This window comes from Bradyrhizobium sp. URHD0069 (assembly GCF_000701345.1).
In the GTDB taxonomy this organism is placed as follows: domain Bacteria; phylum Pseudomonadota; class Alphaproteobacteria; order Rhizobiales; family Xanthobacteraceae; genus Bradyrhizobium.
Genome location: NZ_KL370777.1, coordinates 241933 through 259560 on the forward strand (window position 1 = coordinate 241933; position 17628 = coordinate 259560).

A 17628-nucleotide genomic window follows, 5' to 3' on the forward strand; every position below is an offset into this window, starting at 1 on the left:
TCACAAAGGCCGAGAGTACTGGATACCCCGCATGCGCGGGGTATGACAGCGACACTTGGATCACTTCCGCGGCTCAGGCCCGCGTCCCACGCTCTCGTAGGTAAAACCGAGCGCCGCCATATCCTCGGGGCGATAGATGTTGCGGAGATCGACGATCACCGGCTGCGCCATTTCGCGCTTCAGGCGCGCAAGATCGAGAGTGCGGAACTGCACCCATTCCGTCACGATCACCAGCGCATCGGCGCCGCGCGCGCAGGCGTAGGGATCGTCGCTATATTCGATTTCGGGCAATTCGCGGCGCGCCTGTTCCATGCCGACCGGATCGTGCGCGCGCACCTTCGCGCCCATATCGAGCAATCCTGTCACCAGCGGAATCGACGGCGCTTCGCGCATGTCGTCGGTGTCGGGCTTGAAGGTGAGGCCGAGCACGGCCACGGTCTTGCCGCGCAGGCTGCCGCCCGCCGCGTTGGAGACCTTGCGCGCCATCGCGCGCTTGCGGTTGTCGTTGACCGCCAGAACCGCCTCGACGATCCGTAGCGGCACGTCGTGGTCCAGCGCGATCTTCAGCAGCGCGCGGGTGTCCTTTGGAAAGCATGAGCCGCCAAAACCCGGACCGGCGTGCAGGAATTTCGAGCCGATGCGATTGTCCAGCCCAATACCGCGCGCGACCTCCTGCACATCGGCGCCGAGCTTTTCGGAGAGATCGGCGATCTCATTGATGAAGGTGATCTTGGTGGCGAGAAATGCGTTGGCCGCGTATTTGATCAGCTCCGCGGTGCGCCGCGCCGTGAACATCAGCGGCGCCTGGTTGAGCGACAGCGGCCGATAGACATCGCTAAGGACTTTGCGGGCGCGTTCGTCCGAGGTGCCGATGACAATACGGTCCGGAAACTTGAAGTCGCGGATCGCGGCACCCTCGCGCAGAAACTCCGGATTGGAGGCGATCACGACATCGGCGGCGGGATTGGCCTCGCAGATCAGGCGCTCGACTTCGTCGCCGGTGCCGACCGGCACGGTCGATTTGGTGACGACAACCGTGAACCCCTCAAGCACGGCGGCGATCTCGCGCGCAGCGCTGTGGACATAGCTCAAATCGGCGTGGCCGTCGCCACGTCGCGACGGCGTGCCGACCGCGATGAACACCGCATCCGCCTCGGCGACCGGCGCGGCAAGATCGGTGGTAAAATCCAGACGGCCGGCCTTTACGTTGGAAGCCACCATCGTATCGAGGCCAGGCTCGAAAATCGGGATTTCGCCCCGGCACAAGCCGGCAATCTTGTCGCGGTCCTTGTCGACGCAGGTGACCTGGTGACCGAAATCCGCAAAGCAGGCGCCGGACACCAGCCCCACATAGCCCGTACCAATCATGGCAATCCGCATGAACAACCTGCCTGTAATGGTTAACGAGACCAATCGGATTTTGTGAGCAGGTCTTAAAGCATTTTGCAGCGGAGAGGAAACCGGAAAGGTCGGGAAACCGGCATGTCATTTGTATGAATAAAGGAGAATGAAACCCATCCCGCCGATGATGCGCCCACGCCGCGCCGAAAGGGAACACCGATGACACCAAACGGCACATCCGCCATCACCGAGCGTCCCGTGGCTGGACGCATCGACTGGGTCGACTACGCCAAAGGCATCTGCATCGTCATGGTGGTGATGATGCATTCGGTGCTGGGCGTCGAGGCGGCCGCGGGCCAGACCGGCTTCATGCATGTTGTGGTCATGTTCGCAAAGCCGTTCAGGATGCCGGATTTCTTCTTGATCTCCGGCCTGTTCCTCTCGGTCGTGATCGATCGCGACTGGCGCACTTTTCTCGACCGCAAGGTCCTGCACTTCGCTTACTTCTATGTGTTGTGGGTGACTATCCAGTTCGGCTTCAAGGCGCCGTCGTTTGCCGCCGAGACCAGCTGGGGCCATGCCGGCTTCCTGTATCTAGAATCCTTCATCGAGCCGTTCGGCACGTTGTGGTTCATCTATCTCTTGCCGGTGTTTTTCGTCGTCACCAAGGCGACACGGCGAGTTCCGCCGCTGGCGATCTGGGGCGTCGCGGCGCTACTGGAGATGGCGCCTATCGCAACCGGCTGGACCGTGATCGACGAGTTCTGCTCGCGCTTTGTCTACTTCTATTCCGGCTATCTGTTCGCCGGTTATGTATTCGCATTGTCGGACCGCGCGCGCGCATATCCCGCATTGGCCCTTGCCGGGTTGGCCCTCTGGGTATTTATCAACGGCAGCCTGGTTATCTCAGGTTTCAGCGAATGGCCGCTGATCTCGCTCGCGCTCGGGTTTGCGGGCGCTTGCGCCATCGTCACGACCGGCACGCTGCTGGCGCGGGCGCATTGGCTCAATTTCCTGCGCTTTTGCGGCGAGCATTCCATCGTCATCTATCTCGCCTTCTTCCTGCCGATGGCGGCGAGCCGGATGCTATTGCTACGGACCGGGTTGATCCCTGACATCGGGACGATGTCGCTGATCGTCACGCTCGTCGGCCTCGCCGGCTCCGTTGCCATCTGGCGGATAGCGCTGGCGCTTGGTGCGAACTTCCTGTTCGAGCGTCCCGCCGCGTTCTGGATCGCGCCGAAAAAGTCGCAGGCGACGCTGCAGGCGGCGGAGTAGTTCACACCTGCATCGTCGTCCCTGCGAAAGCAGGGACCCATAACCACCTTATTCGTTACTATACTGGACATTCGCTCCAGCTTTGCCCGAAAGCGATCCGCCGGTGGTTATGGATCCCGGCTCGCGCTTCGCTTGGCCGGGACGACGGTATTGGTTGTTGAATTGCCGCAAAAAACACGGCACATCTTCGCTGCAAAGGCTGTCAATCGCCGCAAAAATCCTTAAGTTTCGGCCATGCCGAAAACATCCCCGCAAGCCGCCACAAAACCCGCTGCCGTCAAAGCCCCTGCCAAAGGCGACCATGTCTTTCTGGTCGACGGTTCCTCCTATATTTTCCGCGCCTACCACGCGCTGCCGCCGCTGAACCGTAAATCCGACGGATTGCAGGTCAACGCCGTGCTCGGCTTCTGCAACATGCTCTGGAAGCTGTTGCGCGAGATGCCGCCGGACAACCGGCCGACCCACCTCGCCATCGTGTTCGACAAGTCGGAAATCACGTTCCGCAACAAGCTTTACGCCGATTACAAGGCGCACCGGCCGCCGGCGCCGGACGACCTGATCCCGCAATTCCCGCTGATCCGCGAGGCGGTGCGCGCGTTCGACCTGCCCTGCCTCGAGCAGGTCGGTTTCGAGGCCGACGATTTGATCGCGACCTATGTGCGGGAGGCCTGCGAGCGCGGCGCGACCGCGACCATCGTTTCCTCCGACAAGGACCTGATGCAGCTCGTGACCGACTGCGTCACCATGTACGACACCATGAAGGACCGCCGGATTGGCGTTGCCGAAGTGATCGAGAAGTTCGGCGTGCCGCCGGAAAAGGTGGTCGAGGTTCAGGCCCTGGCCGGGGATTCGACCGACAACGTGCCGGGCGTGCCGGGGATCGGCGTCAAGACCGCCGCGCAATTGATCGTCGAATACGGCGATCTGGAGACGCTGCTCCAGCGAGCCGGCGAAATCAAGCAGCCGAAGCGGCGCGAGGCATTGATCGAGAACGCCGAGAAGGCGCGGATTTCGCGGCAGCTGGTGCTGCTCGATGACAAGGTCGAGCTGGAGGTGCCGCTCGATGAACTTGCGGTGCACGAGCCCGAGGCGCGCAAGCTCATCGCGTTTTTGAAGGCGATGGAATTTTCCACACTCACCCGCCGCGTCGCCGAATATGCGCAGATCGATCCGGCGGATATCGAACCGGATCCCGGGTTTAAGAGCGGTGCGAGTGTTTTTGCACCTCCTCCGCAAGGGGGGAGGCCGGAGGGCGAAGCCGCCCGCGAGAACGGTACTCTTTTTGACAATCCCGGTTCACCTGCCGCCCCGACCCTGCCGCTCAAGGGCGGAGCGAGCGCACCGCGTGTGGCCCAAAGCCGCGGCAAGGCCGATACCCAGCCCCTCACTCCCGTCTCACTCGCCGCCGCGCGCGCCGAGGCCGCACGCAAGACGAAGATCGATCGTAGCAAGTACCTGACCATCCGCAGCCTCGACCAGCTCAACGCCTGGATCGCGCGGGTGCATGATGTCGGCCATGTCGCCGTCGAGGCCAAGGCCACTTCGATCGATCCGATGCAGGCGGAAATGTGCGGCATTGCGCTGGCGCTCGCGCCCAACGACGCCTGCTATGTCCCGTTCAGCCACAAGCAATCCGGCGATGGCGCCGGCCTGTTCGCCGCCGGCCTCGCGCCGGACCAGATCAAAGCGGACGATGCGCTCGATGCGCTGCGGCCGCTCCTGGAATCGGCGGGCATTCTGAAGATCGGTTTCAACATCAAGTTCAACGCCGTGATGTTCGCGCAAGCCGGCATCGTCATTCGCAACCATGACGACGCGCAGCTGATGTCCTATGCGCTGGATGCCGGCCGCAACGCGCATGGGCTCGATGCCCTGGCCGAACGCTGGCTCGGCCATGCCACCTTGACCCACGGGGAGTTGACCGGCAGCGGCAAGGGCAAGCTCAGTTTCGATCAGGTCGCGATCGACCGGGCGACGGCGTACTCGGCCGAGGATGCCGATGTGATCTTAAGGCTGTGGCGCGTGCTCAAGCCTCGCCTGGTCGCCGAGCGCATGACATCCGTCTATGAAACGCTGGAGCGGCCGTTGATCAGCGTGCTGGCGCGAATGGAACGGCGCGGCATCTCGATCGACCGCCAGGTGCTGTCGCGTCTATCCGGCGAGTTCGCCCAGACCGCCGCGCGCGTCGAGGCCGAACTTCAGGAAATCGCCGGCGAGCCGATCAATGTCGGCAGCCCGAAACAAATCGGCGATATCATCTTCGGCAAGATGGGATTGCCCGGCGGCAGCAAGACCAAGACCGGCGCGTGGTCGACCTCGGCGCAGATTCTCGATGAACTTGCCGAGCAGGGTCATGACTTTCCGAAGAAGATCCTGGAATGGCGCCAGGTATCGAAACTGAAATCAACCTATACCGACGCGCTGCCGACCTACGTGCATCCGCAGACCCACCGCGTGCACACCACTTATGCGCTGGCGGCGACCACCACCGGGCGGTTGTCGTCGAACGAACCGAACCTGCAGAACATTCCGGTGCGCACCGAGGACGGCCGGAAAATCCGCCGCGCCTTTGTTGCCTCGCCCGGCCACAAGCTGGTGTCGGCGGACTATTCGCAGATCGAATTGCGGCTGCTGGCGGAAATCGCCGACATTCCTGTCCTCAAACAAGCCTTCCGTGACGGGCTCGACATTCACGCCATGACAGCGTCGGAAATGTTCGGCGTGCCGGTCAAGGACATGCCGGGCGAGGTACGCCGGCGGGCGAAGGCGATCAATTTCGGCATCATCTACGGCATCTCGGCGTTTGGCCTCGCCAATCAGCTCGGCATCGCCCGAGAGGAAGCCTCCGCCTACATCAAGAAATATTTCGAGCGCTTCCCCGGCATCCGCGCCTATATGGACGAGACAAGGGATTTCTGCCGAACGCACGGCTATGTCGAGACCCTGTTCGGCCGGAAATGTCACTACCCCGAGATCAAAGCCAGCAACGCGTCGGTCCGATCTTTCAACGAGCGCGCCGCGATCAATGCACGACTTCAGGGTACCGCCGCCGATATCATCCGCCGCGCCATGATCCGCATGGAATATGCCCTTGCGGAGAAGAAACTCTCGGCGCAGATGCTGTTGCAGGTACATGACGAACTGATCTTTGAGGTGGCCGACGAGGAGGTGGCGGCGACCTTGCCGGTGGTGCAGCACACCATGCAGGACGCGCCGTTCCCCGCCGTGCTGCTCTCGGTGCCGCTGCACGTCGACGCGAGAGCCGCCGACAACTGGGACGAGGCGCATTAGCGGCCCCCTCTGAAAGGTAGGGTCGCTGGCAAATGGCGGTTGGCTGTCATCGCCCGGTCAAGCCGGGCGATGACGATTGGATGTGGAAGAAGGCTCTTCCGTCGTTACGAAATATTCGACCAAACGCAACGCAATTAACGAAGTGGTATCGCGAGCGGATGCGCGTTAGAGATAACGTGCGTCGTCCACTCGCGAGTCGCCCATGCCCCACCTCTCATCCCTGCTCGGCTTCGCCCTGGTCTCGCTTGGCATGGTGCTGACGCCCGGGCCGAACATGATCTATTTGATCTCGCGCTCGATCACGCAAGGCCATATCGCCGGGCTGATCTCGCTCGGCGGCGTCGCGCTCGGTTTCGTGTTCTACATGCTGTGCGCGGCGTTCGGCATCACCGCGCTGCTGTTCGCGGTACCCTATGCCTATGACGCGCTGCGGTTCGCGGGAGCGGCGTACTTGCTGTGGCTGGCATGGCAGGCGCTGAAGCCGAACGGCCGCTCGCCGTTTCAGGTGCACAAGCTTAAGGTCGACGGGCCGCGCAAACTGTTTGCGATGGGTTTCGTCACCAACCTGCTCAACCCGAAGATTGCGATGCTGTATCTGGCGCTGCTGCCGCAATTCATCGATCCGGTGCAGGGCAGCGTGCTGACGCAGTCGCTGGCGCTTGGATCTATCCAGATCGCGATCAGCGTCAGCGTCAATGCGATGATCGCACTTGCCGCCGGATCGATCGCGCTGTTTCTCGGCACGCGGCCGACCTGGCTATTGGTGCAGCGCTGGCTGATGGGCACCGTGCTCGCCGGGCTTGCGATGAAGATGGCGTTCGAGGCCAAGCGGGCGTAGTCGACGCCGTCACAAAACAACTGCGGTCATCGCCCGGCTTGACCGGGCGACCCAGTATTCCAGAGTGGCTGTCGTGAATGCTGCACGTGCCGCATTCGACCGCCTTGCTCAATCGGAGAAGTCGCGGCGTACTGGATCGCCCGGTCAAGCCGGGCGACGACAGCAATGCATCAGGCCGAGCCTATCAAACTCAATCCAGCTTCGCTTCCATGCCGCGCTTGACGCCGGGGCGCGCCATCAGCGCGTCGTACCAACGGCCGACATTGGGAAAATCCGCGAACGACACCTTGTGGCGCTCGTGCCGCCACGCCCAGCCGAGGATCGCAAAGTCGGCGACCGATAACGGGCCGGCGACGAACTCGCGATCTGCAAGGCGACGATCCAGCACGCCGTAGAGCCGGCGCGTTTCTGCCATATAGCGTTTCAGGCCATAGGCGCGGTCCTGTTCATGCTCCAGCGCAATGAAGTGGTGTACCTGTCCCGGCATCGGCCCAAAGCCGCCCATCTGCCACATCAGCCATTCATACACCGGGATGCGTTCGATCAGCGGGCCGGGCAGAAATTTGCCGGTCTTTTCCCCGAGATAGAGCAGGATTGCTCCGGACTCGAAGATGCTGACGCGCTTGCCGCCGGGTCCGTCGGGATCGACGATCGCGGGAATCTTGTTGTTGGGACTGATCGCCAGAAAATCAGGCGCCATCTGTTCGCCCTTGGTGATGTTGACCGGAAAGACCTTGTACGGCAGCCCCATCTCCTCCAGCGCAACGCTTATTTTGCGGCCGTTTGGCGTGTTCCAGGCGTGAAGTTCGATTGTCATTTTCGGCATTCCCCAACAAAGGCGGGGTATCCAGTACCCGGAACTCTAGGGCCTTACAACAGGCGTCGCGGAATACGGGATCAGCCGCTCAAGCCTGTTCATCTGGCCGGGTGGGCACGACATTATGCGCTGTTGACGGCGCGACATCGGCTCTGGAATGTGCAGGGGCGCGCCGATAGATTGCGCCCGCCTCAAGCCCTGAGAACAGCGCCTTGTCCAAATCAGCCTCCCGCGCCCGCCTCGCCGAGATCATCCGCAAACGCTCGTTCGGCCGCGGCGAAATCACGCTGGCCTCGGGCCGCAAGAGCGATTTCTATTTCAACCTCAAGCCGACCATGCTCGATCCCGAAGGCGCCGCTCTGCTCGCGGAACTGACCTACGAGGCGCTCAAGGACGACGGCCTCGATTATGTCGGCGGACTGGAAATGGGCGGGGTTCCGCTCGCCGGCGCGATCGCCCAGCTCTCCTGGATCAAGGGCCATCCGATCGCGGCGTTCTTCGTGCGCAAGAAGCCGAAGGAGCATGGCGCCCGCCTCGCGATCGAAGGACTGGCGAAGGGCGAGAGCCTGCAGGGCAAGCGCGTGGTGATCGTCGAAGACGTCACCACGACAGGCGGCTCGGCGCTGAAAGCGGTGGAAGCGGTGCGCGATGCCGGCGGCGAGATCGCTTTGGTGTTCACCATGGTCGACCGCGAAGAAGGCGCGAGCGAAACCTTTGCGGCAGCCGGCCTGGCGTTTCGCGCGCTTTACAAGGCCGGCGAATTTTTGAAGAGCTGATTTTTCTGGCTCGCACCCTCGTGCGGAGGGCTCTCGCCGCCTGCGTGGCGAGGTGAAGAGGCGCCAGCGCCCCTGGTCAGCCAGACCTTGCATTTCTTTTCGACCGTCCGGCGCTTGCTCATAGCTCGTTTACCATCCCGCACTAATGTGAATCCGGGCTGAGGAACGCCTCGCCCCAGCGGTTTTGTTGCGTCGGGTGGAGTAAGCGTTGCCTACAGAGTTGCCTTTGCCGCGCGTGCGGCGCCGCGTGATGCTTGTCGCCGCCTTCACGCTCGCTAGCGCCGTTGTGCTTGCGCCATGCATGGCATCCGCCGAAGGGCTGTTCGACTTCTTCTTCGGTGGATTCCAGAAACAGCAGCAACGACAGGCCGCGCCGCAAGCAAGTTTTTTTGCTGATCCGTTCGGCCTTAACCAGCAGCCTGCGCCACCGCCGCGCCCCGTGGCGTCAGGCTCCGGACCCGCGTTTTGCGTGCGCAGCTGTGACGGCAAGTATTTCCCGCTGGCACGCGGCAACGCGACGCCGGTTCAGATGTGCCAGGCGTTTTGCCCGGCAAGCGTCACCAAAGTCTTCTTTGGCAACAACATCGACAGCGCATCGTCTGCGAATGGTGAGCGCTACGCGGACAGCGAAAATGCCTACGGCTATCGCAAGGCGCTGCGCGCGGACTGCACCTGTAACGGCCGCGACCCCGCAGGCCTCGCCGCCGTCGATCTGACGCTCGACACCTCGCTGCGTCCCGGCGACGTGATTGCCACCACCGACGGGCTGGTGGCGTATTCCGGCGTCCGGGTCGGCGCCGGCCTGACCGCAGAGTTCACACCGGTTGCGTCGTATCCGGGCCTGACCGCCGAGGTCCGCGCACGGCTCGGCGAGCTGAAGGTGGCGCCGGTAACCACGGAAATGGTCGTCAGTGAAACGCCGCTATCCGAAGCGAGCCGCGACGTCGCGCTGCCCGCGACCACGGTGCCGAAAACTGGTTCCCGGACGAAGCGGGCGGAAGTGCATTAGACCGTCTAGCGAATGATTCCGCCACTATAGCGCAAGCCGTAAACGCGCTCTCCCGACCGGTATATCTCCTCCTCGCCGCGAAATTCGGAGATATCTCCTTCGGGAGTGTTGACGTATCGAAAGTGACCGTCTTCGAATAGCGAGGGTCCGCGAAACGGCCTGTCAGCGTGAATGCCCAGAAGGCCTTTACGCAGAAACGCATAGATCGCGAGAAACTCGCCCCGATCCGTTATGCCGGGCGAGAGCCCGCCTGCATAGCTCATTGACCAGATCACCCGCTCGTCGGCCTGCACGACTTCCTGACCGACGAAATACATCATTCCGAAATAGATATCCCGGTAGCTCAGATCGTCTTCGTGATGCTCGAGCTGCTTCGAACCGGGGAAGATCTGAGCCGAGACCGTGGCATCGTCATCGAGACCGGCATAGGTGCGGCGTTTGGCTTCGACCAAGAAAGCCGAAAGACGTGCCGTCGACTTGGAGACCATGCTGCAATCCCTGTCGTTACCGCCCGACGATGACACCGATCACGTTCGGCGCGGTCAGATATTTTTCCTCGATAGCTGCCCGCGCCGCGGCGCGATTTTCCGGCGTCAGCAGGCCGCGTTTTTCGGCGAGGATCATCCAGCAATAGCCCCACCAGTCCGTCAGCATGCCGTTGTCGTCGACGAGGTCGTAGCCCTGCTGGGCGGCGAAGATGCGCGCATGCGCCTCGTCGAGCGAATCGAGAAACGCGTGATCTTCGTCGGCAAACAAATGGTCGCTGAAATCGTCCGTGGTGTAGCCCCACACCGACATGCAGACGGCATTGAATTCGCGGTCGATCTGGTCGTCATCGATAAGCTGGCGGCGCGAGGCCTGATGCAGCCGCGACAGCGAGCGGGCAAAGTCGGCGATGCGGGTGAGCGCGAATTGATCGAAGGCGATGGTGGACATGTAGTCCTCGAAATCTCGGATAGCCATAGATGTTGTGTCGACGTCGCGTCGAATCACTATGATATATCAAAGACTTGCTAAAGTGTTCTTAATTTGTTCTTAGGCCGCCCATCGCATGATCGCTAATCGCTCGGAAGGTTCTGAGTCACCTTCCCTTTAGTAGAAGCACAGATTCAGGAGGATCGAGGCATGAAACGGCAGGACATATTCCAGAAAATTATCGAGCTTGGTCGCCTGAGAGGCTTCGTGACCTTCGATCGACTCAACGAGCTGTTACCCTCGGCCACGACCGAGCCGGAAGACATCGAGGTTCTCATGGAGGCTTTGAGGGATGAAGAAATAGACCTTATCGATGAGGACCAATCGTAGCCCAGATGGAGTTCGTCAAGCGAGAAGCAGTTGAAAAAATGGCGCCGCGATTGGAAAAATTCGTTTGATTGAAGAAGACAATCTCGATTGGAGCGACCTGTCCGACCTCATCTAGCGCCGCGGGTTATGGGTCCCGGCCTTCGCCGGGACGACGATAGAGAGCGCAATTGCCGCCCTGCCTCACATCGCCGACAGCATCCTGTCGCCGCAGTAGTTCGCATAAAATTTTCCGCCGCATTGCCGCTTGATCGCAGCGCAGCGTGCCGCGGGCGGGGCAGGCTTCGCGACGCTGAAGGAGCAGCTCAACCCGTCCGCGCTTCGGCCAGTCGTGCTGCCGGCGGCAAACGCCGCGCTGGTGACGCTGATGCAGACCATCAGTAGAGCGGCGGCGACGATCTCGATGGTCAATCTCATGGCCCGATCCTCCAAAGACATCGCGACATCGTGTGTTTTGGTGATTTCACTATACCACTAAAAGGACGCGCGCGGAGTCCGGGAAAATCGGCCCGGCCTTGCATAAATACCATGCATGCATTGCACAAACGCCCCCCGCAATACCGCGGGTTTCGATCCCGGCCTAACAGGCGTATCATTTAGCCAAGTCTCAACTTCCAGGATTTCAGAATTTGTCAGAGAAATCGTTCCAGGGGAATTTTCCGGCGCCGGGCCAGTCTACCGACGAGTTGGCCGAGATCAAAGGCGCCATCCTCGCCAAGCTAAGACTTGCGATCGGCAAGGACGTCGGCATGGCGACGCGCCACGACTGGTACAAGGCGGCGGCGCTGGCGCTACGCGATCGCATCGTGCATCACTGGCTGACGGCCGAAAAGCAGAGCTATGACGCCGGCGCCAAGCGGGTCTACTACCTCTCGCTGGAATTCTTGATCGGCCGCCTGTTCACCGATGCGTTGAACAATATGGGGTTGTTGCCGGTGTTCGAGGCAGCGCTCGGCGATCTCGGCGTCGATCTAGCGGACTTGCGCAAATGCGAGCCGGATGCGGCGCTCGGCAATGGCGGCCTTGGACGGCTTGCGGCGTGCTTCATGGAAAGCATGGCGACGCTCGCGATTCCCGCGATCGGATACGGCATTCGCTACGATTTCGGCCTGTTCCGCCAGATCATCGCGGAAGGCTGGCAACAGGAATATCCCGACGAATGGCTTAGCTTCGGCAACCCCTGGGAATTGCAGCGCCCGGAGGTGGTCTATCATGTGCATTTCGGCGGCAGTGTCGAACGCGTCGAAGCCAATGGACGCGACCGCACGATCTGGCATCCGGCAGAGACCGTACAAGCCGTCGCTTACGACACGCCGATTGTCGGTTGGCGCGGCCAGCACGTCAACGCGCTGCGCCTGTGGTCGGCGCGCTCGCCCGACCCGCTCAAGCTTGACGTGTTCAATTCCGGCGATTACCTCGGCGCCAGCGCCGAGGAGGCGCGCGCGGAATCGATCTGTAAGTTTCTCTATCCGAATGACGAGAGCCCGGCGGGCCGCGAATTGCGGCTGCGTCAGGAATATTTCTTTGTCTCGGCCTCGCTGCAGGATCTGATCCAACGTCATCTGACGTCCGACGGACAGCTGCGCGGTCTGGCGTCAAAGGCCGCGGTGCAGCTCAACGACACCCATCCGAGCCTCGCCGTCGCCGAGCTGATGCGCATTCTGGTCGATCTCCACAATTTCCGCTGGGACGAGGCGTGGAAGATCACGGTAGCGACGCTGTCCTACACCAACCACACGCTGCTGCCTGAAGCGCTGGAGACCTGGCCGGTCGAATTGTTCGAGCGACTGTTGCCGCGGCATCTGGAAATCATCTACCGCATCAACGTCGCGCATCTTGCGCTTGCGGATGCGCGGTGTCCCGGTGACATTGATTTCAGGGCCTCGGTGTCGCTGATCGACGAGAAGTCCGGCCGCAGGGTACGGATGGGGCAATTGGCCTTCGTCGGATCGCACCGCATCAACGGCGTCTCGGCGATGCATTCCGATTTGATGAAGGAGACCGTCTTCCACGATCTCAACCATCTTTATCCGGGGCGCATCACCAACAAGACCAACGGCATCACCTTCCGCCGCTGGCTAATGCTGGCCAACCCAAAGCTGACCGGGCTGTTGCGCGAGGTCTGCGGCGACGCCGTGCTCGACGATCCGACCCAGCTCAAACATCTCGAAGCGCGCGCCAGCGACAACGCATTTCAGCAGAAGTTCCGCGCGGTCAAGTATCACAACAAGATCGCGCTGGCGCGGCTGATCGGCGAACGGCTGAACATCCACGTCGATCCGGCGGCGCTGTTCGACGTTCAGATCAAGCGCATCCATGAATACAAGCGGCAGCTGCTCAACATCCTCGAAACCATCGCGCTCTATCAGTCGATCAAGGACGATCCGCAGCGCGATTGGGTGCCACGCGTGAAAATCTTTGCCGGCAAGGCGGCGGCGAGCTATCGCTACGCCAAGCTGATCATCAAGCTCATCAACGATGTCGCCGAAATCGTCAACAACGACCCGGCCATCGGCGGACGGTTGAAGGTGGCGTTCCTCGCCGACTACAATGTCAGCCTTGCCGAGGTGATCATTCCCGCCGCCGACCTTTCCGAACAGATTTCGACCGCGGGCATGGAGGCCTCCGGCACCGGCAACATGAAGCTCGCATTGAACGGCGCGCTGACCATCGGCACGCTCGACGGCGCCAATATCGAAATCCGCGATCACGTCGGCCCCGAGAACATCGCGATCTTCGGCATGGAGGCGATGGATGTCGTGGTACGGCGCAAGCAGGGGCTGGATGCGACCGACGTGATCAGGCGCTCGCCGAAGCTTTCGCGGGCGATCAACGCGATCGGCAGCGGCGAATTCTCGCCCGACGACCCCGGCCGGTTCGCATCGATCGTGCACGCGCTGTGTTATCTCGATCATTACATGGTGAGCGCGGATTTCGACGCTTACTATGCGGCCCAGCGCGGCATCGACGCCCGCTGGCAGGTGGTTCCGGCATGGACGCGGGCCAGCATCCTCAACGTCGCGCGGATGTCATGGTTCTCGTCTGACCGCGCCATCCGCGAATACGCCCGGGATATCTGGAACGTACCGGTGCGCGGGGACTTCGCCGCAACCGTTGGAAGCGCCTGGCATGCAGCGCGAAGCGACTCGCTGAATCGACTAGCCGATTCACCTGCCATCGCAGGATCACTACCCTGACGTCATTGAATTATCCCGCGCAGCCCTGATTACTGCGCGTGAAGGGTCAGGCCAGATTGCGTATTTCAAGGGTGAGAGCGACAGGTTTGAACTAGTTCATCATGCCGGCCTTGTGCCGGACATCCATGTCTTCCGAAGCGTGCAGTGTAAAAGACGTGGACGGCCGGGCCACTGTATGGCCCGGAGACATCCCTACAGCTGTTCGGGGACATGGCTGACACAACTTCCATGCGGCGTGCAGGTATCAGCCATGTCTCCGGACTAAACAACGAGCCCGGCCATGACGGAGTGCGGTTTCACTCCGCCGCGAGCTTCACTTCCGGGGCGGCGGCGCGGACCTCGGCGTCGACCTGGGCTTCGAACTTGGCAAAGTTCTTCTGGAACATGCCGACCAGGGCGCGGGCGGTTTTGTCGAATTCGGCCTTGTCGGCCCAGGTCTTGATCGGATCGAGAATATGCGGCTCGACGCCGGGCAGCGAGGTCGGCACCGCAAAACCGAAATACTTGTCGGTGCGGAAATCGGCATTGCGCAGCGAGCCGTTCAGCGCCGCCGTCAACAGCGCCCGCGTCACCTTGATCGGCATGCGCCGCCCGGTGCCGTATTTGCCGCCGGTCCAGCCGGTGTTGACCAGCCAGCAATCGACATCGTGCCTGGCGATCAGGTCACGCAGCAGATTGCCGTAGATCGAAGGGTCACGCGGCAGGAACGGCGAGCCGAAACAGGTCGAGAATTCCGGCTCCGGCTCGTTGCCGAGGCCGCGCTCGGTGCCCGCCACCTTCGCGGTGTAGCCGGACAGGAAATGGTACATCGCCTGCGCCGGGGTCAATTTGGCAATCGGCGGCATCACGCCGAACGCATCCGCCGCCAGCATCACCAGGTTTTTGGGATGACCGGCGCGGCCGGTTCGCGAGGCATTGGGGATGAATTCGAGCGGATAGGCGGAGCGGGTGTTTTCGGTTTTCGAGCCGTCGTCGAAATCCGGCTCACGGGTTTTTCCGTCGAGCACTACATTTTCCAGCACCGCGCCGAAGCGCTTGCTGGCGGCGTAAATCTCGGGCTCGGCTTCTTGCGACAGCTTGATGCATTTGGCGTAGCAGCCGCCCTCGAAGTTGAAGACGCCGTCGGCGCCCCAGCCGTGCTCGTCATCGCCGATCAGTGTGCGCTTCGGGTCGGCCGAGAGCGTGGTTTTGCCGGTGCCGGACAGGCCGAAGAAGATCGCGGTGTCGCCGTTGGGGCCGACATTGGCGGAGCAATGCATCGGCATCACGCCCTTTTCGGGCAGATAATAGTTCAGCGTGGTGAACACCGACTTCTTCATCTCGCCGGCATAGTAAGACCCGCCGATCAGGACGATCTTGCGGGCGAAATCGATCGCGACCACGTTCTCCGAACGCACGCCGTGGCGTTTGGGATCGGCCCTGAAGCTCGGCAGATCGATCACGGTCAGTTCAGGCACGAAGCTTGCGAGCTCGGAAGTCTCCGGGCGGATCAACAGCGTGCGGATGAACAGCGAATGCCAGGCAAGTTCGGTATAGACGCGGGTCTTGATCCTGTGGCTCGGGTCGGCGCCGCCGTAGAGATCCTGCGCGAACAGCGTCATGCCTTCGGCATGCCTCAGAAAGTCAGTGTAGAGCGCTTCGAATTGTTCAGAGGTGATCGACTGGTTGCCGGCCCACCACATGTTCTTGTCGGTCGACGCATCGCGAACGGTGAACTTGTCCTTCGGGCTGCGGCCGGTGAAGTCGCCGGTGTCCGCGCACAACGCGCCATCGGCGGAAAGCACGGCTTCGCCGGTACCTATGGCGTGCTCATAGAGTTGCGGCGCGCCAAAATTCCAGTTCACGCCCTTGAGTTTTTTGAAGCCGAATTTGTCGGCGCCAAAGGCACCGTTATGCACGCCCGTCTCTTGCACGGAAGACTCCTCCTCGAAACCGCGTATCTTGATCGCGCGAACGCCGCTAGACGCGCCTCTTTCGCGGTGACCTTCATTATAGCCTTCCGGCCTCAGTCCGGCGACCTAATAGTGGGGAACGCCGAGCTTGCCAACCCGATCCCGTAACATTTGGTTTATTCCGTGGCGTTGATACGACTCAAATGTTTGCTGCAGCGCGGGCTTGATCCGCGAACTCCTTCAGCATCTGCCGCAACGCGTCAGAAGTGACAATCCGCCGCGGAAAATCCAGCCGCAGCACTTTTGTGCCGGCCTGCATGTCGATGCCATCAGGATCGCAGCCGGTGCAGCGCCAGTGCGCTGCCTCTGCGCCGAGCAGCTTTGTCGCATAGAGATTCATCGCGTCGCGATGATCGGCATTCATATAGTCCACAGCGCCCTGCTCAGCCTCCAGCAGCGCCGCGGCATCGGAAATATCGGTCAAAAAACATTCAGGCTCCAGGTCCACGATGCGCCCAAAACCGGCCACCAAATGGGCCCAGACCGGCCGAATCCTGAAAAATGAAAAATCGTCAAAATTCACAAAGGTTTCCGCGGACGGATGGGCGTTGAGGTAGCGGCGGCGCAAAATCTCGCGATCATCGCTATCGGCCTGCTCGGCCCGGCCCGCCAGCATGATCCGCGATCCCGCCAACGGGTCGCCCTCGGCCCGCTCATCCAGCATCAGCGAAACCCGGGAATCGGCGAGAATGTTTCTGGTATGCAGCGCCAGGCGCGAAATCAGCAAAATTGGCGAACCGTCGGCGTGGCTTGCGACATTAACCAGCGAGCAATAGGGGTCGCCGCTGCCCGTCATCAGGGTGGCCAAGGCCCCCTGCCGGTTGCGCCGCAGCAGCGATCGGGCTAGCCTCGCGGGGTCGAAATCAGCGGTGGGCTGCATCGGTCATAATCCGCTCATAGCGTTGCAAAAAAGAGGCTTTTCCAGGCTTGGTCGATATCTTATATACGGTCTGAACCTATGGTTCGCTTAGGGGTCTCGGGAACTCGGTCACACTTCAGCCCAGCTTGCATTGCTCGTTGACCGGGCTCAAAGCCCACTTGTGCGGCGCATCGCTGGATTGCTCGCCGTTTCAGCCACGAACGATTCTGAAAGCAGGCTCATGCCCACAATCGCCTTGGTCGATGACGACCGCAACATTCTCACATCCGTCTCGATCGCGCTCGAAGCCGAAGGCTATCGCATCATGACCTACACAGATGGCGCTTCCGCGCTCGACGGCTTCCGCACCAGCCCGCCGGACCTTGCGATCCTCGACATCAAGATGCCGCGCATGGACGGCATGGAGACGTTGCGGCGGCTGCGGCAGAAGTCCGATCTGCCGGTGATCTTTCTCACCTCCAAGGACGAGGAAATCGACGAATTGTTCGGCCTCAAAATGGGCGCCGACGATTTCATTCGCAAGCCATTCTCGCAGCGACTTCTGGTCGAGCGCGTGAAAGCCGTGCTGCGCCGCGCCGCGCCCAAGGATCCAACCGCCGTGCCGAAGGAAACCGATGCCAAGGCGCTGGACCGCGGACTGTTGCGCATGGACCCGGAGCGCCACACCTGCACCTGGAAGAACGAGCCGGTGACGTTGACGGTGACGGAATTTCTGATCCTGCAGGCCCTGGCGACCCGTCCCGGCGTCGTCAAAAGCCGCAACGCCCTGATGGACGCGGCCTATGACGATCAGGTCTATGTCGACGATCGCACCATCGACAGCCACATCAAGCGGCTGCGCAAGAAGTTCAAAGTCGTGGACGACGATTTCGAAATGATCGAGACCCTTTACGGTGTGGGCTACCGCTTCAAGGAAACCTGATTTGCGATCCCATCACGCGCGGTTT

General features: G+C 61.5%; 15 protein-coding genes. 8 read left to right on the plus strand and 7 right to left on the minus strand.

Going from position 1 to position 17628, the window contains the following annotated elements:
* Window positions 1-60: 60 nt before the first annotated feature.
* A complete protein-coding gene (locus N554_RS0135025) occupies window positions 61-1380 on the minus strand; it encodes a UDP-glucose dehydrogenase family protein (RefSeq protein WP_029587706.1) in 1320 nt (439 codons plus the stop codon).
* A 180-nt stretch (window positions 1381-1560) separates the two neighbouring features.
* On the opposite strand from N554_RS0135025, the gene N554_RS0135030 reads away from it, so the two are divergent.
* From N554_RS0135030 to N554_RS0135040, 3 genes are all read left to right on the plus strand, one after another.
* Window positions 1561-2619 (plus strand): acyltransferase family protein, encoded by a 1059-nt coding sequence (locus N554_RS0135030; protein ID WP_029587707.1) that lies wholly within the window; start codon window positions 1561-1563, stop codon window positions 2617-2619.
* Between the two features lie 234 nt (window positions 2620-2853).
* Window positions 2854-5910 carry a DNA polymerase I gene (gene polA / locus N554_RS0135035; protein WP_029587708.1) on the plus strand — a complete coding sequence of 1019 codons (3057 nt, stop codon included), beginning with the start codon at window positions 2854-2856 and terminating at the stop codon, window positions 5908-5910.
* 202 nt (window positions 5911-6112) lie between these two features.
* Window positions 6113-6748, plus strand: a complete 636-nt coding sequence (locus N554_RS0135040) for a LysE family translocator (protein WP_029587709.1) — start codon at window positions 6113-6115, stop codon at window positions 6746-6748.
* Between the two features lie 190 nt (window positions 6749-6938).
* On the opposite strand, the gene N554_RS0135045 is transcribed toward N554_RS0135040, so the two are convergent.
* On the minus strand, window positions 6939-7565 hold the full coding sequence (locus N554_RS0135045) for a glutathione S-transferase family protein (RefSeq protein ID WP_029587710.1): 627 nt from the start codon (window positions 7563-7565) through the stop codon (window positions 6939-6941).
* Window positions 7566-7777: 212 nt separating this feature from the next.
* On the opposite strand from N554_RS0135045, the gene pyrE reads away from it, so the two are divergent.
* Both pyrE and N554_RS0135055 read left to right on the plus strand, forming a co-directional pair.
* Complete coding sequence (gene pyrE, locus N554_RS0135050) at window positions 7778-8341, plus strand: orotate phosphoribosyltransferase (RefSeq protein ID WP_029587711.1); 564 nt, start codon at window positions 7778-7780, stop codon at window positions 8339-8341.
* Window positions 8342-8591: 250 nt separating this feature from the next.
* Entirely contained in the window at window positions 8592-9350 is a 759-nt protein-coding gene (locus tag N554_RS0135055) for a DUF2865 domain-containing protein (protein ID WP_156042289.1), read from the plus strand.
* A 5-nt stretch (window positions 9351-9355) separates the two neighbouring features.
* Here the strand turns inward: N554_RS0135055 and N554_RS0135060 are convergent, their stop codons facing one another.
* Together N554_RS0135060 and N554_RS0135065 are read right to left on the minus strand one after the other, a co-directional pair.
* Complete coding sequence (locus tag N554_RS0135060; RefSeq protein ID WP_029587713.1) at window positions 9356-9838, minus strand: DUF5680 domain-containing protein; 483 nt, start codon at window positions 9836-9838, stop codon at window positions 9356-9358.
* Window positions 9839-9854: 16 nt separating this feature from the next.
* Window positions 9855-10286, minus strand: a complete 432-nt coding sequence (locus N554_RS0135065) for a hypothetical protein (RefSeq protein WP_029587714.1) — start codon at window positions 10284-10286, stop codon at window positions 9855-9857.
* Between the two features lie 189 nt (window positions 10287-10475).
* Here N554_RS0135065 and N554_RS0135070 point away from each other — a divergent pair, with 189 nt between their 5' ends.
* Window positions 10476-10655: an RNA polymerase sigma factor region1.1 domain-containing protein gene (locus tag N554_RS0135070; protein WP_029587715.1), complete on the plus strand. Its 180-nt coding sequence runs from the start codon at window positions 10476-10478 to the stop codon at window positions 10653-10655.
* A 180-nt stretch (window positions 10656-10835) separates the two neighbouring features.
* On the opposite strand, the gene N554_RS0135075 is transcribed toward N554_RS0135070, so the two are convergent.
* Window positions 10836-11069, minus strand: a complete 234-nt coding sequence (locus tag N554_RS0135075) for a hypothetical protein (RefSeq protein ID WP_156042282.1) — start codon at window positions 11067-11069, stop codon at window positions 10836-10838.
* A gap of 212 nt (window positions 11070-11281) precedes the next feature.
* Here N554_RS0135075 and N554_RS0135080 point away from each other — a divergent pair, with 212 nt between their 5' ends.
* Window positions 11282-13849, plus strand: coding sequence for a glycogen/starch/alpha-glucan phosphorylase (locus N554_RS0135080; protein WP_081851572.1), 2568 nt, complete (start codon window positions 11282-11284; stop codon window positions 13847-13849).
* A gap of 296 nt (window positions 13850-14145) precedes the next feature.
* Here N554_RS0135080 and N554_RS0135085 read toward each other — a convergent pair whose 3' ends face one another.
* A complete protein-coding gene (locus N554_RS0135085) occupies window positions 14146-15762 on the minus strand; it encodes a phosphoenolpyruvate carboxykinase (RefSeq protein WP_029587718.1) in 1617 nt (538 codons plus the stop codon).
* Window positions 15763-15940: 178 nt separating this feature from the next.
* The gene (locus tag N554_RS0135090; RefSeq protein ID WP_029587719.1) at window positions 15941-16681 is read right to left on the minus strand and encodes a HugZ family pyridoxamine 5'-phosphate oxidase; all 741 of its coding nucleotides are present in this window, start codon (window positions 16679-16681) and stop codon (window positions 15941-15943) included.
* A gap of 220 nt (window positions 16682-16901) precedes the next feature.
* Here N554_RS0135090 and N554_RS0135095 point away from each other — a divergent pair, with 220 nt between their 5' ends.
* Window positions 16902-17603 carry a response regulator transcription factor gene (locus N554_RS0135095; RefSeq protein WP_029587720.1) on the plus strand — a complete coding sequence of 234 codons (702 nt, stop codon included), beginning with the start codon at window positions 16902-16904 and terminating at the stop codon, window positions 17601-17603.
* Window positions 17604-17628 lie beyond the last annotated feature (25 nt).